This is a genomic window from Streptomyces phaeoluteigriseus (genome assembly GCF_001896135.2).
GTDB lineage: Bacteria > Actinomycetota > Actinomycetes > Streptomycetales > Streptomycetaceae > Streptomyces > Streptomyces phaeoluteigriseus.
This window is the reverse complement of the sequence record NZ_MPOH02000016.1, coordinates 31665-56388: the sequence shown is the minus strand read 5'-3', so window position 1 is coordinate 56388 and position 24724 is coordinate 31665. Positions and strand designations below refer to the sequence as shown.

Annotated in this window: 12 protein-coding genes and 4 pseudogenes; 6 read left to right on the top strand and 10 right to left on the bottom strand. The window is 70.7% G+C overall.

All coding sequences use genetic code 11. From position 1 onward, the window contains the following. The first annotated feature begins 32 nt into the window (after window positions 1–32). Complete coding sequence (locus tag BM536_RS24945; protein WP_425444675.1) at window positions 33–1958, top strand: rhamnogalacturonan lyase; 1926 nt, start codon at window positions 33–35, stop codon at window positions 1956–1958. Between the two features lie 74 nt (window positions 1959–2032). Here the strand turns inward: BM536_RS24945 and BM536_RS24940 are convergent. Continuing rightward, window positions 2033–4695: pseudogene (locus BM536_RS24940) on the bottom strand (cellulose binding domain-containing protein). A gap of 227 nt (window positions 4696–4922) precedes the next feature. Then, window positions 4923–7838, bottom strand: a complete 2916-nt coding sequence (locus tag BM536_RS24935; RefSeq protein ID WP_073495935.1) for a glycoside hydrolase family 48 protein — start codon at window positions 7836–7838, stop codon at window positions 4923–4925. A 539-nt stretch (window positions 7839–8377) separates the two neighbouring features. Between BM536_RS24935 and BM536_RS43155 the strand changes: the two are divergent. The 4 genes and pseudogenes from BM536_RS43155 to BM536_RS24915 form a co-directional block, all read left to right on the top strand. Continuing rightward, window positions 8378–8950: pseudogene (locus BM536_RS43155) on the top strand (cellulose-binding protein); the annotation flags it as partial. A 130-nt stretch (window positions 8951–9080) separates the two neighbouring features. After that, on the top strand, window positions 9081–10802 hold the full coding sequence (locus tag BM536_RS24925) for a glycoside hydrolase family 6 protein (protein ID WP_073495931.1): 1722 nt from the start codon (window positions 9081–9083) through the stop codon (window positions 10800–10802). 191 nt (window positions 10803–10993) lie between these two features. After that, the gene (locus tag BM536_RS24920) at window positions 10994–11929 is read left to right on the top strand and encodes a class I SAM-dependent methyltransferase (RefSeq protein ID WP_073495929.1); all 936 of its coding nucleotides are present in this window, start codon (window positions 10994–10996) and stop codon (window positions 11927–11929) included. A 76-nt stretch (window positions 11930–12005) separates the two neighbouring features. After that, entirely contained in the window at window positions 12006–12743 is a 738-nt protein-coding gene (locus BM536_RS24915; protein ID WP_073495927.1) for an SDR family oxidoreductase, read from the top strand. A gap of 89 nt (window positions 12744–12832) precedes the next feature. Here the strand turns inward: BM536_RS24915 and BM536_RS24910 are convergent, their stop codons facing one another. The 3 genes and pseudogenes from BM536_RS24910 to BM536_RS24900 form a co-directional block, all read right to left on the bottom strand. Next, window positions 12833–13669 carry an aldo/keto reductase gene (locus BM536_RS24910; protein WP_073495926.1) on the bottom strand — a complete coding sequence of 279 codons (837 nt, stop codon included), beginning with the start codon at window positions 13667–13669 and terminating at the stop codon, window positions 12833–12835. Between the two features lie 138 nt (window positions 13670–13807). Next, window positions 13808–15634 (bottom strand): AMP-dependent synthetase/ligase, encoded by a 1827-nt coding sequence (locus BM536_RS24905; RefSeq protein WP_073495924.1) that lies wholly within the window; start codon window positions 15632–15634, stop codon window positions 13808–13810. A gap of 392 nt (window positions 15635–16026) precedes the next feature. Beyond that, window positions 16027–16931: pseudogene (locus tag BM536_RS24900) on the bottom strand (LysR substrate-binding domain-containing protein). 194 nt (window positions 16932–17125) lie between these two features. On the opposite strand from BM536_RS24900, the gene BM536_RS24895 reads away from it, so the two are divergent. Continuing rightward, entirely contained in the window at window positions 17126–18115 is a 990-nt protein-coding gene (locus tag BM536_RS24895; protein WP_245873812.1) for a bile acid:sodium symporter family protein, read from the top strand. Window positions 18116–18237: 122 nt separating this feature from the next. On the opposite strand, the gene fdhD is transcribed toward BM536_RS24895, so the two are convergent. The 5 genes and pseudogenes from fdhD to BM536_RS24870 form a co-directional block, all read right to left on the bottom strand. Continuing rightward, on the bottom strand, window positions 18238–19086 hold the full coding sequence (gene fdhD / locus BM536_RS24890) for a formate dehydrogenase accessory sulfurtransferase FdhD (RefSeq protein WP_073496312.1): 849 nt from the start codon (window positions 19084–19086) through the stop codon (window positions 18238–18240). Between the two features lie 4 nt (window positions 19087–19090). After that, window positions 19091–19951: a 2Fe-2S iron-sulfur cluster-binding protein gene (locus BM536_RS24885; protein ID WP_073496310.1), complete on the bottom strand. Its 861-nt coding sequence runs from the start codon at window positions 19949–19951 to the stop codon at window positions 19091–19093. Further along, window positions 19948–21771, bottom strand: a complete 1824-nt coding sequence (locus BM536_RS24880) for an NADH-ubiquinone oxidoreductase-F iron-sulfur binding region domain-containing protein (protein ID WP_094103535.1) — start codon at window positions 21769–21771, stop codon at window positions 19948–19950. Before BM536_RS24880 ends, BM536_RS24885 begins: the two co-directional genes overlap by 4 nt. A 4-nt stretch (window positions 21772–21775) precedes the next feature. Next, a pseudogene (locus BM536_RS24875) lies at window positions 21776–23724 on the bottom strand (molybdopterin oxidoreductase family protein). Beyond that, the gene (locus BM536_RS24870) at window positions 23721–24692 is read right to left on the bottom strand and encodes a 2-dehydropantoate 2-reductase (RefSeq protein ID WP_094103534.1); all 972 of its coding nucleotides are present in this window, start codon (window positions 24690–24692) and stop codon (window positions 23721–23723) included. The pseudogene BM536_RS24875 and the gene BM536_RS24870 overlap by 4 nt, the downstream one beginning before the upstream one ends. Window positions 24693–24724: the final 32 nt, after the last annotated feature.

Genomic DNA, 24724 nt, shown 5'->3' with positions numbered 1-24724 from the left:
GAACCCGTCCGCCCTCCCGGGAGGTACGTCACGTGCAGCACCCGCACCCGCACCCGCAAACGCCCACACCCGCGCAGAACCGTCCGGGTCCGCCCGCGCACCGCAGACGACGCAGGACCGCCGTCCTCGCCGCCACGATCGCGGTGACCGCGCTCGCCGGCGCCGGACTCACCGCGCTCTCCACGGACAGCGCGGAAGCCGCCACCGCCCGCCAGGTCGAGAAGCTCGACCGGGGAGTCGTCAGCGTGTACACCGGCAGCGGCAACCTGGTCAGCTGGCGCTGGCTCGGCACCGATCCGAACGACGTGTCCTTCAACGTCTACCGGGCCGGGACCAAGGTCAACTCCACCCCCGTCACCGGCTCCACGAACTACTTCCACTCCGGAGCCCCCGCCCAGGCCGACTACACGGTCCGCGCCGTCGTCGGCGGCGTGGAACAGGCCGACTCCGTCCACGCGGTGCAACTGCGCACCGGCTACAAGGACGTGCCCATCACCCCGCCGGCCGGGGGCACCACCCCCGACGGCGTCGCCTACACCTACGAGGCCAACGACGCCTCCGTCGCCGACCTCGACGGCGACGGCGCCCTCGACTTCGTCCTCAAGTGGCAGCCCACCAACGCCAAGGACAACTCGCAGTCCGGTTACACCGGCAACACGATCGTCGACGCCGTCAAGCTCGACGGAACCCGCCTGTGGCGCGTCGACCTGGGCCGCAACATCCGTTCCGGCGCCCACTACACGCAGTTCCAGGCGTACGACTACGACGGGGACGGCAAGGCCGAGGTCGCCATGAAGACGGCCGACGGCACCCGGGACGGCACCGGCGCGGTCATCGGCAGCTCCAGCGCCGACCACCGCAACTCCAGCGGTTACGTGCTGTCCGGACCCGAGTTCCTCACCATGTTCAACGGCCAGACCGGCAAGGCGATGGGCACGGTCGACTACGCACCGGGCCGCGGCACCGTCTCGTCCTGGGGCGACTCCTACGGCAACCGCGTCGACCGCTTCCTCGCGGGCACGGCGTACCTGGACGGCACCCGCCCGTCGCTCGTCATGGCGCGCGGCTACTACACCCGTACCGTGATCGCGGCCTGGGACTGGCGGGGCGGCGCCTTCACCCGCCGCTGGACCTTCGACACCAGCTCCTCCACCAACTCCGGGAAGGGCTACGACGGTCAGGGGAACCACTCCCTGTCCGTCGCGGACGTCGACGCCGACGGCAAGGACGAGATCGTGTACGGCGCGATGACCGTCGACGACAACGGCAACGGCCTGTGGACGACCAGGCTCGGCCACGGCGACGCGGGCCACCTCGGCGACCTCGTCCCGTCCCGGTCCGGACTCGAGTACTTCAAGGTCTCCGAGGACACCAGCAAGCCGGGCTCCTGGATGGCGGACGCCCGCACCGGCCAGATCCTCTGGCAGACGGCGTCCGGCGCGGACAACGGCCGTGGCGTCGCCGCCGACATCTACGCCGGCAGCGCGGGCGCCGAGGCCTGGTCCGCCTCCGACACCACCCTGCGCTCGGCGACCGGCGCCTCCCTCGGCCGAGAGCCGTCCAGCGTCAACTTCGTCAACTGGTGGGACGGCGACCCCGTCCGCGAACTCCTCGACGGCACCCGCGTCGACAAGTACGGCACCTCCGGCGAGACCCGCCTGCTGACCGCCTCCGGGGTCCACTCCAACAACGGCACCAAGTCCACCCCGTCCCTGTCCGGGGACATCCTCGGCGACTGGCGCGAGGAGGTCGTCTGGCCGACCTCGAACAACACGGCCCTGCGCATCTACTCCACGCCGGTCGAGACCGCCACGAAGATCACCACCCTGCTGCACGACACCCAGTACCGCACAGCCCTGGCCTGGCAAAATACCGCCTACAACCAGCCGCCCCACCCGAGCTTCTTCATCGGCAGCGGCATGGCGACGGCCCCCAGGCCCACGGTCTACACACCCTGACGGTCCCGCGCGAAGGGCGCGTGCCGCTCGCGGCACGCGCCCCACGGGTTCGGTGGCTGCCCGGCCCGGGCCGCTCAGCTCACCGCGCAGTTCTGATCGCCCAGCTTGAAGGCGGCCGGTTTCGCGTTGGTGCCCGACCAGGTGCCCGTGAAGCCGAAGCTCACCGAGGAGCCCGCCGCCACGTTGCCGTTCCAGCCGATGTTCTTCGCGGTCACCGTGGCACCCGACTGGGTGTGTTCGGCGTTCCACAGCTGGGAGACCGTCTGCCCGCCCGGGAAGGCCCAGCTGAGCGACCATCCCGACCAGGCGCTCGTCCCCGTGTTGGCGACTCTCACGTCCGCCTGGAAGCCGCCGGACCACTGGTTGGTGATCGTGTACGTCACCGCGCAGGCGCCCGTCGGCGTCGGTCCGTACCGCCGCCCCCGCCGCCACCGCCTCCGGTGTCCGAGCTGTCGCCGTAGATCACGCCCCGGCCGTTCGTCGAGACGTACACCCGGCCGTAGACCCGCGGGTCACCCGTGATCGCGGCGCCGGTCCAGCCCCACTGGTGGGCGTCGTCGTTGATCCGCGTCCAGGTCGCGCCCTTGTCCGTGGAACGGAAGATGCCCCGCACGCCGGCGATCTGCGCGCTGGTGTAGAGCGTCTGGTACGAGGCGCCCGGGGCCGCCTTGCCGAAGCCGATCGTGTCGGCCTGCTGGACGCCGGACAGCTTGGTGAAGCTCGCGCCGCCGTCCGTCGAGTGCCACAGGCCGTACGCCCCGTCGCTCGCCCCGCCCGCCAGCCAGATGTCTCCCTTCGTGCCGGGCAGCGCCTGGAACCGCACGCTGTCCCCACTGGGCAGGCCGGTCGCGGGGGAGGCGGTGAAGGTCGCGCCGCCGTCCGAACTGACGTAGAACCTGCCCGACTTGAAGCCGTAGAACGTCCTGGCGTCGACGCGGTCGGACTCCACGATCGCGCCGGCCGGGATGCCGCTCGACGCCGACCAGGAGGTGCCGAAGCCCGTCGTGTGGTGCACGCCCGCGCCCGCCGGGCTCCACACGAAGCGGCTGCCGTCCGCCGCCGCGGCCACCGTCCCGCCGCCGCTCACCCCCGAAGGGTCGGTGCCCGCGAACCAGTTGGCGCCGTTGTCGGTGGAGAACGCCACATGCGGGCCCGAGTCGAGGTTCCCGGTCCGCACCACCGTGTTGGGGTTGGACTCGGCGAAGTCCAGGCTCGTCGTACTGGTGAAGTTCGGTGAACCGAACATCATCGACGGGACCTTGGTGAGGTCGGTGTGCCGGAAGCCGCCGATGTCGCCGAGCGCGCTGAGCAGCGGGGCGCCGGCCGGGGGAGCGGCGAGGTCGTTGACCGCGGTCTCCTCCAGGCCCTGCACCATCGGCTTGATGGTGAACTGGGTGCCGGAGTCCCAGTTGGTGAGGTTCTCCGTGCCGTAGACCGTCGCGCCCGTGCCGTACATCATCCGATTCGAGTCGAACGGGTCGATCTCCAGCGACTCCGTCATCCAGCCGAGTTTCGGCGCCTGCTCGGGCGGCGACGGGTTCGCGCCCCAGGTCAGCCAGGGGGACGAGGAGACGTCCATGGTGTAGCGGTTCTGGCGGGTGGGATACGACGAGTAGTCCCAGGCCTTCGTCCAGGTGCCGCCGCTGTCCGTGGAGCGGAAGATCTGGGTGTCCGGCCACCAGGAACTGTACGCGGTCGCCATCACCGTGCCGGGGCGCTGCCGGTCGAGCGTCAGCCCGCTGAAGCCGTAGTAGGTGTCGGCCTCGGCGACCGGGCTGATGTCGGTCCAGGTGCCGGTAGCCGTCGTGTACCGGTACAGCCGGCCCTTGCCGCCGTCGTAGGGGCCGCCCTTGTCGCTGTATGCGACGTACAGCTGGCCGTTGACGGTATCCAGTACACCCTTGTGCGCCAGATATCCCGTGGGCTGTCCGGCCACCCGAGACCAGGTCGCGCCCGCGTCCGTCGAGCGGTACACCGCGTTGCCGGTGTCCGCGACACCGACGTAGATCGTCTTCGTCGCGTTGCCGGACGTGCCCGTGGACTCGTCGAAGGTGACCCAGACGATGCCCTGGTTGTCGGACGAGTAGCCGCTGGTGTCGCTCGGATCCTGCACGTAGTTGCCCACGTTGGGGAAGTTCGCCACCTGCGACCAGGTGACACCCGAGTCCGTCGACCGCCACAGCCCCTTGCCGCTCGGCGCGCCCAGATACAGCACGCTGTTGCGGTTCGGGTCGACGGCGAGCCGCTCGCCCATGCCGCGGCCGGGCATGTTGCCGCCCAGCTTGAACGGCAGATCCGTCTTCTGCCAGCTCGCCCCCCGGTCCGCGGAGCGCATGACCGCCCCGTTCCCCGGGTCCCAGCTGTTGGTGTACGTGCCGACGGCCGCGTACACCCTGTCCGGGTCGACGGAGTCGGAAGCCAGGCTCACCACGCCCGTGTGGCCCCAGTTCGCCCAGCCGACCGAGTCCAGCAGCGGCGTCCAGGTCCTGCCGGCCTGCTGCCAGCGGTAGGCGCCGCCGATGTCGGTGCGGGCGTAGGCGAGGTTCTTCTCCTTGCGGTTGAAGACGATGCCCGGGACGAAACCGCCGCCGTCGATCCGGGCGTTCTTCCAGGTGTACGACTCCGCCGCCAGGGTCGTCGCGGGGGGAGCGCTGTCGGCGGCCAGTGCGGGCGGGGTGCCGGCGAGCAGGCCGGCCGCGAGTGCCAGCGCGGCCGTGAGGATACGGGTTCTTCGCACGGTGGGGGTCCTTCCTCGCGAAGCCAGGTGAGCCCGGATGAGGCCGGGGGAGGCCATGGGGAGGTCAGAGGTCAGAGGTCGGGTGAGGAGTCGTGCGGGAGTGGGCGTGCGGGAGGTGCGGTGAGGGAGGTGCGGTGCGGGAGGTGTCGTGCGGAGGTGCGACGACCGGGCGGTCCCCTGTGCGGGTGGGGACCGCCCGGCGCGGTACGCGGAGCCTTAGCGGGGGCTTATTCGAGAAGCTCCGCGTACGAGCCCATGGCCATGGCGATGTCCGCCTGGGCCCAGAACCGGTGGTACGTGAACACGGGCGCGGCTCCGCCCGCGAGGTAGCTCTCGATCTTCGACCAGGACGGGTCGTCCTCGTAGAAGGACCTGATCGAGTCGAAGGTCGAGGAGGCGCTGATCGGGTCGCCGTTCGGCATCGTGCCGGTCCAGCCGCTCGGGACGTACACGCCGTCGTCGAAGCGGTTGTAGTCGGCGCGGGTCTCGGGGACCGCGATGCCGAGAGCGTCCTGGTTGTTGTTCCACATGCCGTCCAGGAGCGCCTTGGCCGTCGACCCGGCCTCCGCGTCACCGGACCTGGCGGCGTAGTACGTCAGGGTCCTGGCGTACGCGGCGGCCACGCCGACGTCGTTGGTGTAGTCGGCGACGGTGACATGAAGTCCCGTGTTGGCGCCGGGACTCGACGCGTTCCAGGTGTCGGGCTGGCCCGACCACTGGAGGGTGGAGGGGATGAGGAAGGAACCGTCCGGGTTGACCGTGGTCTTGGACAGGGCCCAGTCGACCCACTTGTCCAGGACGACCTTGGCGTCGGCGTCCCCCGTCTGCTGGTAGTACTCCGCCACCCGCTCCATCGACCACGCCTGGAAGCCGAACCACTGGTTGGACGGCGGGTCGTGGTAGACGGGCTGCTGGTCGTAGTACATGCCGTAGAAGGTCGACTTCCCGGCCGGGGGAGTCGCGTAGCGGCCCGCCCAGCTGTTCGTCGCACCGCCCGCGATGGCGCCCTCGCTGGACTGGAGCCACCGGTAGAACTCCAGCTGCCGGTCCAGCGACTTCGCCCAGTCCGCCTGTCCCGTCGCCGACTTGGGCTTCAGGTCGGCGTAACTGCTCAGCGCGTAGGCGGCCAGGGGGTTCTGGTAACCGCCGTGCGCGTGGCTGGATCCGATGCGCCAGGCCCAGCCGGCACTGGTGTCGGTGGCGCCTCCCCACGCGTAGTACCAGGACAGCAGGTAGTGCGAGGAGTCCTTGCCGGTGCCCGCGGGGCAGGCCGACGGACCGACGCAGTTGCCGACCTTCTTGAAGTACTTGTCGTACATGGCGTAGCGCAGGTAGTCGCCCATCTTGGCCGCCTTGGCGAGGGTGGCCGAGACCTGGCTGCCCTTGCCCTGCTGCTCCGCCCAGATGTCCGCCCAGTACGCGGCCTGCACGGCCCGCGCGTCGGCGTCCGGGGCGTTGGTGAACTTCCACTGCTTGGCGTAGGACGCGTCACCGGTGAACAGGTCCAGGTAACCGTTCTTGCCGCCGTACTTGAAGGCGTCACAGGTCGGCTGTGGCACCGTCTCCCACACCGACTCCTGCGCACCGCGCTGGAAGGTGTTGATGTACGACGGGCCGGTGTCGGACGGGCCGGCCTCGCACTTGCCGGGGGAGTTGCCGAAGCCGTAGACGTTGTCGACGTCCTGGAGCCAGTGCATGGCGTAGACGTCGTCCGTGCCGTACGCCGTCTTCAGTTCACCGGCGATCGGGTCCGGTCCCACCGACACCGAGGCGTCCAGCTTCGCCGGATACTCGTTGGGCGTGTCCAGCTCCGGTGCGTACGTCGCCGGCTTGGACGCGTTGTAGAAGGAGTTCGTCGGCTGGTCGGCGTGGGTGGGGATCATGTACTTCTCCATGATCTCCCACGCGCCGTTGAACTTGGTCCAGTCGCCCGTGACCTTGCCGTACATCGCCTGCAGCCACAGCAGATAGCTGTAGGCCTCCGACGTGGTCTCGTGCCCGTGGTCCGGAGCCTCGACGATCAGCGTCTCCACCGAGTGGTACGGAATGCCCTCGGGGGAGAAGTAGCCGTTCGCCGGGTTGGTGATCTTGCCGTACAGCTCCAGGAAGCGCGCGTCGTACGCCTTCGACGCGGCGATCTGGGTCACCGTCACCGCGGCCTTCGCGTGCCCGGTCGCCGACGACTCGAAGGTCGCCGCGCCCGTGCCGGAACCGTTGCCCGTGATGGTCACCTTCTGCGCGGTGTTCCAGTTCGACGGGGTGAAGGTCAGGCTCGCGCCGCCGGTCACCGTGAGTCCCGTGTTGCCACCCGTCCGGGCGGTCGTCACGGTCACATTGGCCGACGGTTGCGTGGAAAGCCGTATCTCGTACGTTCCCGTCTTGCCCTGCTGGACGGCGAGCTGGGTGGTGGAGGCCACCACGGCCGGTCCCGAGGCGACCCTGATCCCCACCGGCGTGGACGACGCGGAGGCACCCAGACTGTCGTAGGCCTTCGCCACCAGCGAGTGACTGCCCACGGTCAACCCGGAGGCGGACAGTGAGTACGGCGCGCTGGTGTCGGTGCCCAGCAGTGCCGTGTCGTCGTAGAACTCGACTTTGGTGATGGTCGCGCCGTCGGCGGCCGCCGCGGTGGCCGCGAGCGGCACCGCGTCACCCTGGGTGTAGACCGCGCCCGCGGCCGGGCTGGTCAGCACCGTGATCGGCGGCTGGTGGGCGCCGGTGCACGGTGTGCCGTTGACCGAGAAACTCGCCGGAGCGGCGTTGCTGCCGCTGTAGGTGAACTGCGCCCCGGTGCTGACCGCCGCGCCGGCGGCGATCGTCCCGTTGTACGAGGCGTTGGTCACCGTGATCTGCTTGCCCGACTGCGACCAGCTGCCGTTCCAGCCGTTCGACAGCTTCTGGTCACCCGCGTAGGCGTATGCCAGGGTCCAGCCGCTGATCGGGTCCGTGCCGCGGTTGGTGAGGGTCAGATCCGCGGTGAAGCCGGAACCCCAGTCGTTCGTCTTGTAGTCCACGCTGCACTGGAGTGCGGCGGCCTGGGCGGTGGTGGTGATCGTGCCCAGCATGGTCAGGGGGAGCGCGAGGGCCGCCACGACGGCGGTCCACAGTCGCCGCGCCCTGCGGCGTCTGCGTGAGGGATCCATGGTGCTGGTTCCTCCTTGCGGCTCGGAGAAGGGGGAGGAGCAACAAGCCTTGAACCAGTGGGAGCGCTCCCGTAGTGGGGACGCGAGGGGGGTGGTCAAGGTGCTTGAAGAGTTCACCAGTGGGAGCGCTCCCATAGTGAGGATGCGGGTGTGAGCGGTCAAGGTGCTTGAAGAGTCGAAAAGATTCGACAGTCGAAGTTGAGGGAAAGTCAGTTGCTCCCCTGTTCTTTGCCGACACTTGGCGCTAACTTCGTTGACACCAGTGGGAGCGGTTCCATCAGTCGACACGTCCGTACCGACGTGCCCGAGCTGTCAGGAGTCGCTCATGCGACACCCCCCGCGTTCAGTACTTTTAGCCGTCGTCGGCACGGCCGCCCCCGCCCTTGGCACGGCTTTGCCGGTCGGGACGGCACAGGGAGCCACGCCTGCCGGACCGGCGGAGCCCGGTGACGAACCGCCCGCGCTGCGGGCTTCTCGGAACAGACCCGTGGACGCCGACGGCACGTCCGTCACCTGCTCGCGTACGGCGGTTCGTACCCGACGTGCACGCCGGCTGCCGGAAGCCGATGCGGACACGCACCACACACCGGCGTGCTGGAAATCGGCGCCTGGCACCTGCGAGAACGACCCGACCGTGGTGCTCGACCCGTTCAACGAGCCCTACCCCCGACCGAGCGACCTCCACGGCCGGCCAGGCGTGGCAGTGCCGGGCGGGGACGCCGGCACCTGCCCCGGCATCGGGTACGAGGCCGCCGGTATGCAGGATCTGGTCGACGCCATACGGTCCACCGGGGCCGAGGAACGTGGGCGACCTCGCCTCCCGACATGCGTACGACGTCAACTCCCGTGCCGACGAGAGCTGTCGGCACTCCAAACTCGGCCCCCCCGTCGCCGCCCAGGTTCCGCTGGTGGCAGGGGAGAACGGTGAGAACACCTGCTCGCGACGGTTCGCCGAACAGGTCATGCAGTGGTTCGACGACCGCGGACTGCCGTACGGGCCGGACCTGGAACACCTGGGACCGCTCCACCGGTCCGTCCCCGATCTCGGACCACGACGGGACCCCACCGCGTACGGCATCGGGCTGCGTGATCGTCCGCGCGCCCTGAACGGCTGGCACCGGCACCACCGCACCACCCGAGACCGCCAGGGACACGCGCACCACCGCAACCACCGCAACCACCGCAACCACTAGGGAAACGCGCACCCATCGACACCCGCAACCGAGAAGGAAACCCGCACTCATGAGCCGTAGCAGAACAGCGATACTCGCCGCGCTGGCGCTGGTCGCCGGGGCCTCCGGGACGGCACTCGCCGTCGTCCCCGGTGACGCCGGCATCGCCGCCGTGCCGTGCACCGTCGACTACAAGGTGCAGAACGACTGGGGAACCGGTTTCACCGCCAGCGTCACCGTCACCAACAACTCGGCCGCCAAGTCGAGTTGGGCCGTGAAGTGGTCGTACGCCGGGAACCAGAAGGTCACCAACGGCTGGAACGCGAAGGTCACCCAGTCCGGCACGGCCGTCACCGCCGCCAACGAGAGCTACAACGGCACACTGGCGACGGGCGGTTCGGCCAGCTTCGGGTTCCAGGGCACCTACAGCGGCAGTAACGCGCTCCCGGCGACGTTCACCCTCGACGGCGTCACCTGCAACGTCGACGGCGGCCCCACCGGCCCCGGTCCGACGGACCCCGGCCCGACAGGTCCCGGCACCAAGGTCGACAACCCCTACGCCGGCGCCAAGGTGTACGTGAACCCCGAGTGGTCGGCCAAGGCCGCGGCCGAACCGGGCGGCAGCCGCATCTCCAACCAGCCCACCGGCGTCTGGCTCGACCGCACCGCCGCGATCAACGGCGTCAACGGCGGCATGGGCCTCCGCGACCACCTTGACGCGGCGCTGACGCAGAAGGGCTCCGGCGAACTCGTCGTCCAGCTGGTCATCTACAACCTGCCCGGCCGTGACTGCGCCGCCCTCGCCTCCAACGGCGAGCTGGGCCCGACGGAGATCGACAAGTACAAGACGCAGTACATCGACCCGATCGCGGCGATCCTCGCCGACTCGAAGTACGCCGGGCTGCGCATCGTCAACACCATCGAGATCGACTCGCTGCCCAACCTCGTCACCAACACGGGCAGCCGCCCCACGGCCACCCCGCAGTGCGACGTGATGAAGGCCAACGGCAACTACCAGAAGGGCGTCGGCTACGCCCTGAACAAGCTCGGTGACGCGCCCAACGTCTACAACTACATCGACGCCGGACACCACGGCTGGATCGGCTGGGACGACAACTTCGCCGCCAGCGCCGCCATCATGAAGGAGGCGGCCACCACCGAGGGCGCCACCGTCAACGACGTCCACGGCTTCATCACCAACACGGCCAACTACAGCGCCCTGAAGGAGAACAACTTCACCATCAACGACTCGGTGGCCGGCAAGTCGGTCCGCGAGTCGAAGTGGGTCGATTGGAACCGCTACGTCGACGAGCTGTCCTTCGCCCAGGGCTTCCGCAACCAGCTGGTGACGACCGGCTTCAACTCCGGTATCGGCATGCTGATCGACACCTCCCGCAACGGCTGGGGCGGCACCGCCCGGCCCGCCGGTCCGGGCGCCACGACCAGCGTCGACACCTACATCGACGGCGGCCGCTACGACCGCCGCATCCACATCGGCAACTGGTGCAACCAGGCGGGCGCCGGTCTCGGCGAACGTCCGCAGGCGGCCCCCGCGGCCGGGATCGACGCGTACGTCTGGATCAAGCCGCCGGGTGAGTCCGACGGCTCCAGCAGCGCCATCCCGAACGACGAGGGCAAGGGCTTCGACCGGATGTGCGACCCGACGTACACGGGCAACCCGCGCAACGGCAACAACCTGTCGGGCGCCCTGCCCAACGCGCCGGTCTCCGGGCACTGGTTCTCCGCCCAGTTCCAGCAGCTGATGCAGAACGCCTACCCGCCGCTGCCGTAACCGCTCGCCCCGCCGGGGATCACCGCCCCGCTCCTCCCCGGCGCAAGTCCGCCGCTCCCGTCCGACGGGAGCGGCCGGGCCGCGTCACCTGGGAAACCGCTGTGGAATTTTTGCCGCCTCGGCAACAGTGGTGGCCTCCGGCCGGTGCGTCGGCGCACGCTGTCGGCATCACGGACGAGAGGCTGACCACCATGGCGCACCAGCAGAACGAACAGCACCGGCACGACGGCCACGCCCGCGACGGCCACGCCCACCACAGCCACGGGCATGGGCATGGGCACGGCACCGAGATCGACTGGGCCGCGATGGCCGCGCACCTGGAGGCCCAGGCCGAGCTGTTCACGCCTCTGTACGAGAAGGCCTTGTCCTGGCTCGGCAAGGAGGTGACCGAGCCGGGGCTGATCGTCGACGCCGGCAGCGGACCCGGCGTGGTGTCCTGCCTGTTCGCCGAGGTGTTCCCGGGTGCGCGGGTCATGGCCGTCGACGGCTCCGGACCGCTCCTGGAGCGGGCGCGGGCACGGGCGTGCCGACTCGGACACGGCGACCGCTTCGGCACGCTGACCGGCGAACTTCCCGCGGTGCTGGATGAGTTGGAGTACCCCGCCGACCTGATCTGGGCCGGTCGCAGTCTGCACCACCTGGCCGACCAGCGTGCAGCCCTCGCCGCGTTCGCCGAGCGGCTGGCGCCCGGCGGCACCCTGGCGATCATGGAGGGCGGCCTGCCGAGCCGGTTCCTGCCGCGTGACCTGGGGTTCGGCCGTCCCGGCCTGGAGGCGCGGCTCGACGCGCTGGAGGCGGAATGGTTCGCCCGGATGCGGGCCGACCTGCCCGGAGCCGTCGAGGAGGCCGAGGACTGGGCCGCGCTGCTGGGCGCCGCAGGCCTGAAGCGCCCCCGCAGCCGCAGCTTCCTGCTCGATCTGCCGGCCCCCGCCTCCGACCGGGCCCGCGGCTACGTCGCCGACCGTCTCGGCCGCCTCCGTGACATCTTCGGCGACACCCTCGATCCGGGCGACCGGGCCGTGCTCGACCGGCTGCTCGACCCGCGGGACCCGGCGGGCGTGCACCGCAGGCCGGACGTGTTCGTGCTGGCCGCCCATTCGGTGCACACCGCGGTCAAGTCGGTCTAGAAAAAAGGGACTTGACTTGGAGAGCGCTCCAAGTGATGGACTCCGTGCCGTTCACGCGACGCACAGGGGGTACACCATGAGCAGCTCTCCGGACAGGTCGGGAGCACCGGACGCGACGGCCGCACCCGTCGCCCTCATCACCGGCGGCGGCAGCGGCATCGGCGCCGCCGTCGCGCGGCGCCTGCTGGACGCCGGGTACCGGGTCACCGTGACGGGCCGTGGCGAGCAGCGCCTGCGCGCCTTCGCCGCGGAACTCGGCGACCCGGAGGGGCTGTCGACGGTCGTCGGCAGTACCTCCGACTACGACCACGTACAGTCGGCGGTCGACCGTACGCTCAAGGAATACGGTCGACTGGACACAGTCGTCGCCAATGCCGGCATCGCCACCCACGACTCCGTCGCCGAAGGCGACCCCTCCGGCTGGACCGACATGGTCCTGACCAACGTGCTGGGCCCCGCCTTCCTCGTCCGCGCCTCCATCGACGCGCTCAAGGAGACCCGCGGCCGGATCGTCCTGATCGGCAGCGTCGCGGGCTTCGTGCCGACCCCGGGCAACATCTACGGGGCGACGAAGTGGGCGGTGACCGGGCTCGCCGAGAACACCCGCCGGCAGGTCACCGAGTGGGGCGTCGGCGTCACCCTGATCGCCCCCGGCCGGGTGGAGACCCCGTTCTGGGACGGCTACGGCAGCCTGCCGCCCGGGCACCTGCTGACCGCCGACCAGATCGCCGACTCGGTCGTGTGGGCGATCCGCCGGCCCGAGGGGGTCGACATCAACACCGTCGTCGTACGCCCCGTGGGCCAGCCCAACTGACGTACGCCCGAAAAGGGCACGACCGGCACGCGAAGGGCGCCCCTCGAGGAGGGCGCCCCGGCTGCGCCGTCCCGCTGCCGTCCGGGGACTCAGCCGACGTCGAACGTGGCCGGGTCCGGCCCGATCCGCCGGTCCTCGTTCAGCGCGCTGATCGCGGCCAGGTCCTCGGTGTCCAGGCTGAAGTCGAACACCTCGATGTTCTCCTTGATCCGCGACGGCGTCACGGACTTCGGAATCACGATGTTGCCGAGCTGGACGTGCCAGCGCAGCACGACCTGGGCCGGGGTGCGCTCGTGCTTCTGGCCGATGGCGACGATCGCCGGCACTTCCAGCAGCCCCTTGCCCTGGCCCAGCGGGGACCAGGCCTCGGTGGCGATGCCCTGCTCCGTGTGGAACTCGCGCGAGGCGTGCTGCTGAAGGTGCGGGTGCAGCTCGATCTGGTTGACCGCGGGGATGACCGAGGTCTCGGCGATCAGCCGCTCCAGGTGCTCCGGCAGGAAGTTGGAGACGCCGATGGCCCGCGTGCGGCCGTCCGCGAGGAGCTTCTCGAAAGCCTTGTACGTGTCGACGTAGCTACCGCGGGCCGGCAGCGGCCAGTGGATCAGGTACAGGTCGAGGTAGTCCAGACCCAGCTTCTCCAGCGAGGCGTCGAACGCGCGGAGCGTCGCGTCGTACCCCTGGTCGCTGTTCCAGAGCTTGGTGGTGACGAAGAGGTCCTCGCGGGCCACGCCCGAGGCGGCGAGAGCCTTGCCGGTGCCCTCTTCGTTTCCGTAGATCGCCGCTGTGTCGATGCTGCGGTACCCGGCCTCCAGCGCGGTGGCCACCGCCCGCTCGGCCTCGTCGTCCGGCACCTGCCAGACACCGAAACCCAGCTGGGGCATCTCGACGCCGTTGTTCAGGATGATCGGGGGGACCTTGCTGCTCACTAGCTCTTGATCCTTCGGTTGTCCGTCAAGGGGTGTTCCCATGGTCAACGATCACGGGGCGTGATGCATTCCTGACCCCCGCATTCGCGGCCCGGAACGCGGGGTCCGGGCCGCGCGACCCGGAAGGCGCGGCGGGGTTCACGTCCGGTACAGCGCGTCGACCTCGTCGGCGTACGCGTTCTCGATGGCCTTGCGCTTCAGCTTCAGGGATGGGGTGAGCAGGCCGTGCTCCTCGGTGAACGGCTGGGCGAGGATGCGGAAGGTGCGGATCGACTCGGCCTGCGACACCAGGGTGTTCGCCGCCACGACGGCCCGGCGCACTTCCGCCTCCAGGTCCGGGTCGCCCACCAGTTCCGTGGGCGTCAGCTGCGGTTTCCTGCGCATCTGGAGCCAGTGTTCGACGGCTTCCTGGTCGAGGGTGACCAGGGCGGCGACGAACGGCCGGTCGTTGCCGACGACGATGCACTGGTTCACCAGCGGATGGTCCCGGACGCGTTCCTCCAGCAGCCCCGGCGAAACGCTCTTGCCGCTGGAGGTGACGAGGATCTCCTTCTTGCGGCCGGTGATGGTGAGGTAGCCGTCCTCGTCGAGGGAGCCGAGATCGCCGGTCGCGAGCCAGCCCTCGTGCAGGGTCTCGTCGGTGGCCTTGGGGTTGTTGAGGTACCCCTGGAAGACGTTGTCGCCGCGCAGCCAGATCTCGCCGTCGTCCGCGATGTGCACGGTCAGTCCCGGGATGGCCTGGCCGACGGTGCCGTAGCGGGTGCGTCCGGGCGGGTTGGCGGTGGCGGCCGCGGTGGTCTCGGTCAGGCCGTAGCCCTCGTAGATCTGCACGCCCGCGCCGGCGAAGAACAGGCCGAGCCTGCGGTCCATCGCCGAGCCGCCGGACATGGCGTGCCGGACGCGACCGCCCATGGCCGCGCGCACCTTGGAGTAGACGAGCTTGTCGAACAACTGGTGCTGCATGCGCAGGCCCGCCGTGGGGCCCGGTCCGGTGCCCCACGCCTTCGCCTCGACGGCCTCCGCGTAGTCCACCGCCACCTCGACGGCCTTCTCGAACGGCCCGGCCCTGCCCTCCCGCTCGGCCTTGCGGCGCGCCGCGTTGAAGACCTTCTCGAAGATGTACGGCACGGCGAGGAAGAACGTCGGCCGGAACGCGGCCAGGTCGGGCAGCAGGGCGGCGGCGTGCAGCTGGGGCTGGTGGCCGAAGCGGACCCGGCCGCGGATCGCGGCGATCTGCACCATCCGGCCGAAGACGTGCGCGAGCGGCAGGAACAGCAGGGTCGCCGCCTCGTCGCCCTTCCTGGAGTGGAACACCGGCTCCCAGCGCTCGATCACGGTGTCCGCCTCGAACATGAAGTTGCCGTGTGAGATGACACAGCCCTTGGGGCGGCCGGTCGTACCGGACGTGTAGATGACCGTCGCGGTCGAGTCGGGGGTGACGGCCTCCCGGTGCCGGTGCACGACCTCGTCCTCGATGTGGGCGCCGGCGTCGTACAGCTCGCGCACGCACCCCGCGTCCAGCTGCCACAGCCTGTGCAGCCGGGGGAGGCGGTCGATGACGGTGGCGATCGTCATCGCGTGGTCCTCGTGCTCGACGATCGCGGCGGTGACCTCGGAGTCGTACAGCATCCAGAAGCACTGCTCCGCCGAGGACGTGGAGTAGACGGGGACGACCTGGGCGCCGATGGTCCACAGGGCGAAGTCGAACAGGGTCCACTCGTAGCGGGTGCGCGACATGATCGCGACGCGGTCGCCGAACCGGATGCCCTGGGCGAGCAGGCCCTTGGCGAGGGCGAGGACCTCGTCGCGGAACTCGGCGGAGGTCACGTTCCGCCACTCGCCCCGCTCGTCCTTGCGGCCCAGCGCGACGCGCCGAGGGTCGTCCTGGGCGTGCTGGAACACGACGTCGGCCAGACCGCCCACCGGCGGTGCCGACGCCAACGGAGGGTTGGTGTACTCGCGCAAACCCCGCACCCCGCTTCCCATGGCCGCACAGCGCCGTGAAAGCTACCCCACCCCCGCGCGGGGCGGGAGGGGTCCGGAAAGCGAGCGACGCTCTTGTCCGCGCTGGTCAGTGCGGGAAAATGGGCTCACATGCGGAAGGGTCGGACAGAAAACTGACTGAGGAGTAAGTTTCGGTGCCGTAATCTCCACCGAATCTGCCCGACCCGCTTACGGGGCCCGGCCCGCTTACGGTGCCGACCCGTTTACGGTGCCGGCCCGCTTACGGGGCCCGGCCCCCGCGCGAGAAGCCGGTGGCGCGTCGGTGCCCTCCCCCGGTCCAGCGCCGGAGCAGCCGATTCCGTCACACCGTCACCCCTCGTCGCGGGCCGAGGCCGGGGCCGCTGGTCCGGGCGTCAGCCGGGACCGCTCGTGCGGTCCGTGCCCGCCGGGCGCGACCCGCCCCGGTGCAGCCGGTCGCCGCCCGCCAGGATCGCCGCCGCGAGCGCGTCCGCCGCCCCCTGGGCGGCCGTACGCCGCCGCCCGTGCACCAGGACGAACTCGACCCGGCCCAGCTCGGGCAGGCCCGCCCGCTCCGGGACGCGCACCAGGCCCGGCGGGATCAGACCGCGCGAGTGCGCCATCACGCCCAGGCCCGCGCGGCCGCCGCGATGAGCCCGTTCAGGCTGCCGCTCGTGCACGCGATCCGCCACGCCCGCCCCTGCCGCTCCAGCGCCTCCAGGGCGAGGGCGCGGGTGATCCCCGGCGGCGGGAAGACGATCAGCGGCACCGGCCGGTCGGCGTGCAGCCGCAGCCGGTCCGCGCCGATCCACACCAGCTCGTCGTGCCGGACCAGCTCGCCGCGCGGGTCCTCGGGGCGCCGCTTGGCCAGCACCAGGTCCAGTTTCCCGGCCGCGAGCTGCTCGTGCAGCGTGCCGGACAGCTCCACGGTCAGCTCCAGGTCGACCTCGGGGTGGTCGTGCCGGAAGCCCTCCAGGATCTCCGGCAGCCGCGTCAGCACGAAGTCCTCGGAGGCGCCGAAGCGCAGCCGGCCGCGCAGCCGGGTACCGGTGAAGAAGGCTGTCGCCTGCTCGTGCACCTCCAGGATGCGGCGCGCGAAGCCCAGCATCGCCTCGCCGTCCTCCGTCAGCTCGACCGAGTGCGTGTCGCGGGTGAACAGCGTCCGCCCGGTGGCGTCCTCCAGCCGGCGTACGTGCTGGCTGACGGTCGACTGGCGCAGCCCGAGCCGCCGGGCGGCCTGCGTGAAGCTCAGGGTCTGGGCGACCGCCAGGAAGGTGCGCAGCTGGGACGGCTCGTACACACCGGCCACCGTACCGGCTATCACGCCGCGCGATGACAGTGAGAGCGGTATACCGGATTCCCGATCACGGGGCCTGGGAGGACGATGGACGGGGGCCCCGCGGTCCCGCGGCACACGGACGAACGAGCAAGAACGATCAACGAGCGAGAACGAGCAAGTGGAGCACCGTGAAACGCCTGCGCTGGCCGAGCTGGATGCCGATCGACCCGTACATCCTGCTGTTGCTCGGGACGGTCGGTCTCGCGGCGCTCCTACCGGCCCGCGGTACCGCCGCCGACGTGGCCTCCGGCGCCTCGACGGCCGCGATCGCCTTCCTGTTCTTCCTGTACGGCGCCCGCCTGTCCACCCGGGAGGCGGTGGACGGGCTCAGGCACTGGCGCCTGCACGCCACCGTCCTCGCCTGTACGTTCGTGATCTTCCCCCTGTTGGGAATGGCCACCCGCGGCCTCGTCCCGGTGATCCTCACCGACCCGCTCCACCAGGGACTGCTGTTCCTGACCCTGGTCCCGTCGACCATCCAGTCCTCGATCGCCTTCACCTCGATCGCCCGCGGCAACGTGCCCGCCGCGATCTGCGCCGGCTCCTTCTCCTCACTGGTCGGCATCGTCGTCACACCGCTGCTCGCGGCCGCCCTGCTCGGCAGCAGCGGCGGCTTCTCGGCGGACTCCGTCGTCGAGATCGTGCTGCAACTGCTCGTGCCGTTCCTGGCGGGCCAACTGCTGCGCCGCTGGATCGGCGGATTCGTCACCCGGCACAGGAAGGTCCTCGGCTACGTCGACCGCGGCTCGATCCTCCTCGTCGTCTACACCGCGTTCGGCGAGGGCATGGTCCAGGGCATCTGGCACCAGGTCAGCCCCGCCCGGCTCGCCGGTCTGCTGGCCGTCGAGGCCGTCCTGCTCGCGGTGATGCTCGCGCTGACCTGGTACGGCGCCAAGGCGCTGCGGTTCGACCGGGCGGACCGGATCGCGATCCAGTTCGCCGGCTCCAAGAAGTCCCTGGCCTCGGGACTGCCCATGGCGAGCGTCCTGTTCGGCGCGCACGCCTCCCTCGCCGTACTGCCCCTGATGCTCTTCCACCAGATGCAGCTCATGGTGTGCGCGGTCATCGCCAAGCGCCGGTCGCACGACCCGGAGGCGGAGGCGGACGCCGGGGCGGAGACGGAGACGGCGGCGGCGAGGGCCTGAGGCGGCGGCGCGAGGGTCTGGGGGTCTGGGACGGCGGCGCGAGGGTCTGAGGCGGGGCCCCTACGACGCAGGGGGCGCTCCCCGCCGGTCGGAGCCCCGCCGCCGTGCCGCGGGCAGCCGCGTCAGCCCCGCGCGGCCGCGGTCCGCAGGGCGATGCGGTCCTCGCCCGCGTACACGTTCATGGAACTGCCCCGCAGGAAGCCCACCAGCGTCAGTCCCGTCTCCGCCGCCAGGTCCACCGCGAGCGAGGACGGCGCCGACACCGCCGCGAGCATCGGGATGCCCGCCATCACGGCCTTCTGCGCCAGCTCGAACGAGGCCCGGCCCGACACGAGAAGGATGGCCCGGGACAGCGGCAGGCCGCTGTCCCGCAGGGCACGGCCGACCAGTTTGTCGACCGCGTTGTGCCGGCCGACGTCCTCGCGGACGTCCAGCAGTTCGCCGTCCTCGGAGAACAGGGCCGCCGCGTGCAGACCGCCGGTTCGGTCGAAGACGCGCTGGGACTCGCGCAGCCGGTCGGGGAGGACGGCGAGGAGTTCGGGTGCGACGCGGAGCGGGGGAGTGTCGGCGATGGGCCACCGGGTCGTCGTACGGACCGCGTCCAGGCTGGCCTTGCCGCACAGCCCGCAGGAGGAGGTCGTGTAGACGTTCCGCTCGAGGGTGATGTCGGGGATGGTGACACCGGGTGCCGTGCGCACGTCGACGACGTTGTAGGTGTTCGACCCGTCCACGGTCGCCCCGGCGCAGTAGACGATGTTCTGCAGATCGGATCCCTCGGCCAGTACCCCCTCGCTGACCAGGAATCCGGCGGCGAGCGCGAAGTCGTCACCGGGTGTGCGCATGGTGATGGCGAGGGGCTTGCCGTTCAGCCGTATCTCCAGCGGCTCCTCCGCGACCAGCGTGTCCGGACGGCTGGACACCACTGAGTCGCGGATGCGGAGCACCTTGCGTCGTTCGGTGACTCGTCCCATGTCGTCAGCCCCGGTTCTGTACGTGCTGGTAGCCGAAACGGCCCTTGATGCAGAGGTTGCCGTGGGTCACCGGGTTGTCGTGCGGCGAGGTGACCTTGACGATCTCATTGTCCTGCACGTGCAGCGTCAGGTTGCAGCCCACACCGCAGTACGCGCACACGGTCGTCGTCCGGGTCTGGGCCGACTCGTCCCAGGTGCCCGCCGCCCGCCGGTCGAACTCCGACCTGAACGACAGCGCGCCCGTCGGACACACCTCGATGCAGTTCCCGCAGTACACGCACGCCGAGTCGGTCAGCGGCGCGTCGTGCTCGACGGCGATCCGGGCGTCGAAGCCACGGCCCGCGACGGAGATCGCGAAGCTGTTCTGCCACTGCTCACCGCAGGCGTCGACGCACTTGTAGCAGAGGATGCACTTGTCGTAGTCGCGGACGTAGAGATCGTTGTCGACCCGGGGTTCCTCGTTCACGCGGGCCGCGTCGGGGCCGAAGCGGTCCGGTTTCGCCTCGTACTCCTTGATCCACTCCGCTGCCATCGGTGTCGTGGACAGATCGACCGAGGACGCGAGGAGTTCGAGGACCAGCTTGCGGCTGTGCCGGGCGCGTTCGGTGTCGGTGCGGACCTCCATGCCGGGCTCCGCCCGGCGGGAGCAGGCCGGGACGAGGGTGCGCGAGCCCTCGACCTCCACGACGCAGAGGCGGCAGGCGTTCTTCGGGGCGAGCGTGTCGCCCTGGCACAGGGTCGGCACGTCCTTCCCTGCCGCGCGGCAGGCGTCCAGGATCGTCGAGCCCTCCGGGGCGCGCACCGGTTCCCCGTCGATGGTGAACTCCAGCAGGCGGCGGGGGATCCCCAGCGGTGTCACGGTCATTCGTACGCCCCCAGACGGTCGATCGCTGACTCCACGGCGTTCCACGCGGTCTGCCCGAGACCGCAGATCGAGGCGTCCCGCATCGCGCGGCCGACCTCTCTGAGCAGGGCGACGTCCTCGGCGGCCGCCGCCCCCGTGCGCTCCACGATCCGGTGCAGCGCCTCCTCCTGGCGGACCGTCCCGACCCTGCACGGCACGCACTGCCCGCAGGACTCGTCGCGGAAGAACTCGGCGATCCGCAGGAGGAGCCGGGGAAGCGGAACGGTGTCGTCGAAGGCCATCACGACCCCGGAACCGAGGGAGGTGCCTGCCTCGCGGGTGCCCTCGAACGTGAGCGGGAGGTCCAGTTCGTCGGGGCGTACGAAGCCGCCGGCCGCCCCGCCGAGCAGAACCGCGCGCAACCGGTCCCGGACGCCCGCCGACTCCAGCAGTTCGCCCAGCGTGGCGCCGAACGGCAGCTCGTGGACACCGGGCCGCTCGACCGCGCCCGACACGCAGAACAACTTGGGGCCGGTGGACCTCGCGGTGCCGATCGCCGCGTACGCCGCGGCCCCCATGGTCAGGATCGGCAGGACGTTGACCAGGGTCTCCACGTTGTTCTCGACCGTCGGCCTGCCGAACAGGCCCTTCTCCACCGGGAACGGCGGCTTCGAGCGCGGCTCACCCCGGTAGCCCTCGATCGAGTTGAACAGGGCGGTCTCCTCACCGCAGACGTAGGCGCCCGCGCCGCGCCGGATCTCGATGTCGAAGGAGTGGCCCTGACCGAGGATGTCGTCGCCGAGCAGCCCACGGGCACGCGCCTGGTCGACGGCATGCTGCATACGGGATATCGCCCGCGGATACTCGCCGCGCAGATACAGATAGCCCCGGTGCGCGCCGACCGCGTACGCCGCGATCGTCATCGCCTCCACGAGCGCGTACGGATCGCCCTCCATCAGCACCCGGTCCTTGAACGTGCCCGGTTCCGACTCGTCGGCGTTGCACACCACATAGTGCGGACGGTCGGGCTGGGACGCCGTCGCCTGCCACTTGCGGCCGGTGGGGAAGGCGGCACCACCGCGTCCGACCAGCCCGGAGTCGGTGACCTCCCGGATGACACCGGCCGGGCCGAGGGCGAAGGCCTCGCGCAGAGCCGTGTAACCGCCGTGCGCCCGGTAGTCGTCGAGCGAGGACGGGTCCACCGCACCCACGCGGCGCAGCAGGACCAGCCCGTCCTGTCCCGCCTGCGGGACCGCCGTCTCCGCGGGCGGTTCCTCCGGCGCCGAGTCCGGCGCGCTCGCGGCCAGCACGGCCTCGCGCACGGTCGCCGGCGCCGCCACCGCCGTACGCACCGGGTCGCCCGCCCTGATCGCCAACGCGGCCGGGGCGCGTTCGCACAGGCCGAGGCAGGGGCCGCGCTCGACGTGGACGCCGCTGCCGGGGCCCAGCCCCGCCTCGATCCCGGCGCACAGGTCCTGCGCGCCGGCGGCCGTGCACGCCAGGTCCGTGCAGACGTGCAGGACGGTCGCCGGGCGGGGCCGGACGGAGAACATCGCGTAGAAGGTGGCGACCCCGTACGCCTCCGCCGGCGGCACGGTCAGCCGGCGGCACAGGTAGTCGAGGGCGCCCTCGCTGATCCAGCCGACCCGGTCGTTGATCGCGTGCAGCCCCGGCAGCAGCAGGTCGCGCCGGTCCCGCGCCGCGCGTCCGCCGCGCGCCCACCTGAGGTCGGCGTCGCTGCGGTCGGCACCCTCCCAGGAGGACTGCGGAGGGCCCAGCAGGGCGTCCACGGCCGCTCGTTCCTCGTCGGTCGGTTTGCTGTCGCCGAAGTGCAGGTCCACACCGTCACCTCACGTGGGTCGGGACGTAGGCCGGGACGGAGGCCGGCGCCGGGAGCTTCTCGATCCGGATCGCCGAGGCCTTGAACTCCGCCGTCCCCGCGATCGGGCAGTTCGCCTCGATCGTCAGCTGGTTGGTGTCCACCTCGTCGGGAAAGTGCATCGTCATGAACGCCAGTCCGGGCCGCAGCGCGGTGTCGACCCACACCGGCGCCGTCACCGACCCGCGCCGGGACGACACCCGCACCTCCTCCCCGACCACGACCCCGAGGTGCTCGGCGTCCTCCGGACACAGCTCCACGAACTCTCCGCGCCGCAGCGGGGAGGCGTAACTTCCGCTCTGCACACCGGTGTTGTAGGAGTCGAGGCGCCTGCCGGTGGTCAGCCGGATCGGGTACTCCTCGTCCGTGAGGTCGACCGGCGGATCGTGCCGCACGATCCCGAAGGCGCCCGGGGACCGCGCAGTTCCGGCTCCTTCTCCCACAACCGCCCGTGCAGATAGGTGGACTCGACCCGCTCGGTGCTCGGACAGGGCCACTGGATGCCCTGGTGCTCCGCCAGCCGCTCGTACGTCATCCCGTAGTGGTCCGGCGACACCGAACGCAGCTCGTTCCACACCGACTCGGCGTCGGCGTACTTCCAGTCGTGGCCGAGTCGGGACGCCAGATCGCAGAGGATGTCGATGTCCTCGCGGGCCTCGCCGGGCGGCGTCACGGCACGCCGCACGCGCTGAACCCGGCGTTCACTGTTGGTGGTGGTGCCCTCGGTCTCCGCCCAGCCGGCCGTCGCGGGCAGCACGACGTGCGCCAGCTCGGCCGTCTTCGTGAGGAAGATGTCCTGCACGACGAGGAAGTCCAGCGAGGTCAGCCGCCGCACCGCCTGCTCGCTGTCGGCCTCCGACTGCGCCGGGTTCTCGCCGATGCAGTAGACGGCCTTCAGCCCGCCCTCCTCCATCGCCTCGAACATCTCCGTCAGGTTCATCCCGTAGTGCGGCTGGATGACGGTGTCCCAGGCCGCCTCGAACTTCAGCCGGGTGTCCGGGTCGAGGATGTCCTGGAAGCCGGGCAGCCGGTTGGGTATGGCGCCCATGTCGCCACCGCCCTGCACGTTGTTCTGCCCGCGCAGGGGCTGGAGCCCGGAGCCGTACCGGCCGACGTGGCCGGTGAGCAGGGAGAGGTTGATCAGCGCGCGCACGTTGTCGGTGCCGTTGTGGTGCTCGGTGATGCCGAGGGTCCAGCAGAGCTGCGCGCGCTCGGCGCGGGCGTAGGCGTGGGCCAGGTCCCGGATCGCGGCGGCCGGTACGCCGGTCACCTTCTCCGTCAGGGACAGCGTCCACGGCTCGACCAGCGCCCGGTACTCCTCGAAGCCGCTGGTCGCCCGCTCGATGAAGGTGTGGTTCGCGAGCCCGGCGTGGATGATCTCGCGGCCGACTGCGTGGGCCATGGGAATGTCCGTGCCGACGTCGAGACCGAGCCAGCTCTCCGCCCATTCGGCGGTCGACGTCCGTCGCGGGTCGACCGCGTACAGTCGACCGCCGTTGTGAATCCCCTTCAGCACGTGCTGGAAGAAGATCGGATGCGCGAACCGGGCGTTGGAACCCCACATCACGATGACGTCCGCGTGCTCGATCTCCTCGTACGACGACGTCCCGCCGCCGGAACCGAAGGCCGCCGACAGGCCGGCCACGCTCGGGGCGTGACAGGTGCGGTTGCAGGAGTCGACGTTGTTGGTGCCCATGACGACCCGGGCGAACTTCTGCGCCACGTAGTTCATCTCGTTGGTGGCGCGGGCGCAGGAGAACATGCCGAACGCGCCGCGCGCGTCCGCCAGGCCCCGGGCCGTCCGGTCCAGCGCCTCGTCCCAACTCGCCTGCCGGAAGGGTTCGTCGAGGGAGTCGCGGACGAGCGGGTGGGTGAGCCGTGCGTAGGTCTTCGGGGTCCGGTCGCGTTTCCTCATGCGGCGCTCCTCAGCGCGAGCAGGTCCGAGATGGCGTGCACGGTGCGCAGGGTGGGCACCTCGACGCCGGTGATCTCCGCCAGTTCGACGACCGCCGCGAGGAGGACGTCGAGTTCCAGCGGCTTGCCGCGCTCCAGGTCCTGGAGCGTGGAGGTGCGGTGGTCGCCGACCCGCTCGGCGCCCGCGAGGCGGCGCTCGATGGAGACGCCCACCTCGCAGCCGAGGGCCTCGGCGACGGCGAGTGTCTCGCGCATCATCGTCTCGATGACCTGGCGGGTGCCGCCGTGCAGGCACATCTGCCGCATGGTGGCGCGGGCCAGCGCGCTGATCGGGTTGAAGGAGATGTTGCCGAGCAGCTTGAGCCAGATGTCGTTGCGCAGCTCGGGTTCGACCGGGCACTTCAGCCCGCCCGCCCGCATGGCCTCGCCGAAGGCGGTGCAGCGCGCGGACACGCTGCGGTCGGGTTCGCCGATCGAGAACCGGGTGCCTTCCAAGTGCCGCACGACGCCCGGCCCTTCCAGTTCGGTGGCGGCGTACACCACACAGCCGACGGCCCGTCCGGGCGCGAGCACCGCGCTGACCGTGCCGCCGGGGTCCACGCTCTCCAGACGGTGACCGTCGTGGGGGCCGCCGTGCCGGTGGAAGTACCACCAGGGGATGCCGTTCTGGGCGGCGACGACCGCCGTGGTGTCGTGCAGCAGTGGCTCGATCAGCGGCCCGCACGCCGCGTACGAGTGGGCCTTCAGGCCGAGGAAGACGTAGTCGACCGGGCCGATCTCGGCCGGGTCGTCGGTGGCATGCGCGCGGGCGGTGAAGTCACCGCGCGCACTGAGCACCCGCACCCCGTCCCGCCTCATGGCCGCCAGGTGCGGTCCACGGGCGACGAGGTGCACATCGGCGCCGGCGCGGTGGAGCGCGGCACCGACATAGGCGCCGATCGCACCGGCGCCGAGAACTGCGACTTTCACGGGAGCACTCCGTTCGGTTTGAGGGATACCGC

Bases quoted from the DNA above. Each gene is read 5' to 3' on its own strand.
- BM536_RS24885 (WP_073496310.1), bottom strand. From the start codon at position 19,951: ATGACCGTGACACCGCTGGGGATCCCCCGCCGCCTGCTGGAGTTCACC.
- BM536_RS24935 (WP_073495935.1), bottom strand. From the start codon at position 7,838: ATGGATCCCTCACGCAGACGCCGCAGGGCGCGGCGACTGTGGACCGCC.
- BM536_RS24915 (WP_073495927.1), top strand. From the start codon at position 12,006: ATGAGCAGCTCTCCGGACAGGTCGGGAGCACCGGACGCGACGGCCGCA.
- BM536_RS24895 (WP_245873812.1), top strand. From the start codon at position 17,126: ATGCCGATCGACCCGTACATCCTGCTGTTGCTCGGGACGGTCGGTCTC.
- BM536_RS24920 (WP_073495929.1), top strand. From the start codon at position 10,994: ATGGCGCACCAGCAGAACGAACAGCACCGGCACGACGGCCACGCCCGC.
- BM536_RS24925 (WP_073495931.1), top strand. From the start codon at position 9,081: ATGAGCCGTAGCAGAACAGCGATACTCGCCGCGCTGGCGCTGGTCGCC.
- fdhD (WP_073496312.1), bottom strand. From the start codon at position 19,086: ATGGGACGAGTCACCGAACGACGCAAGGTGCTCCGCATCCGCGACTCA.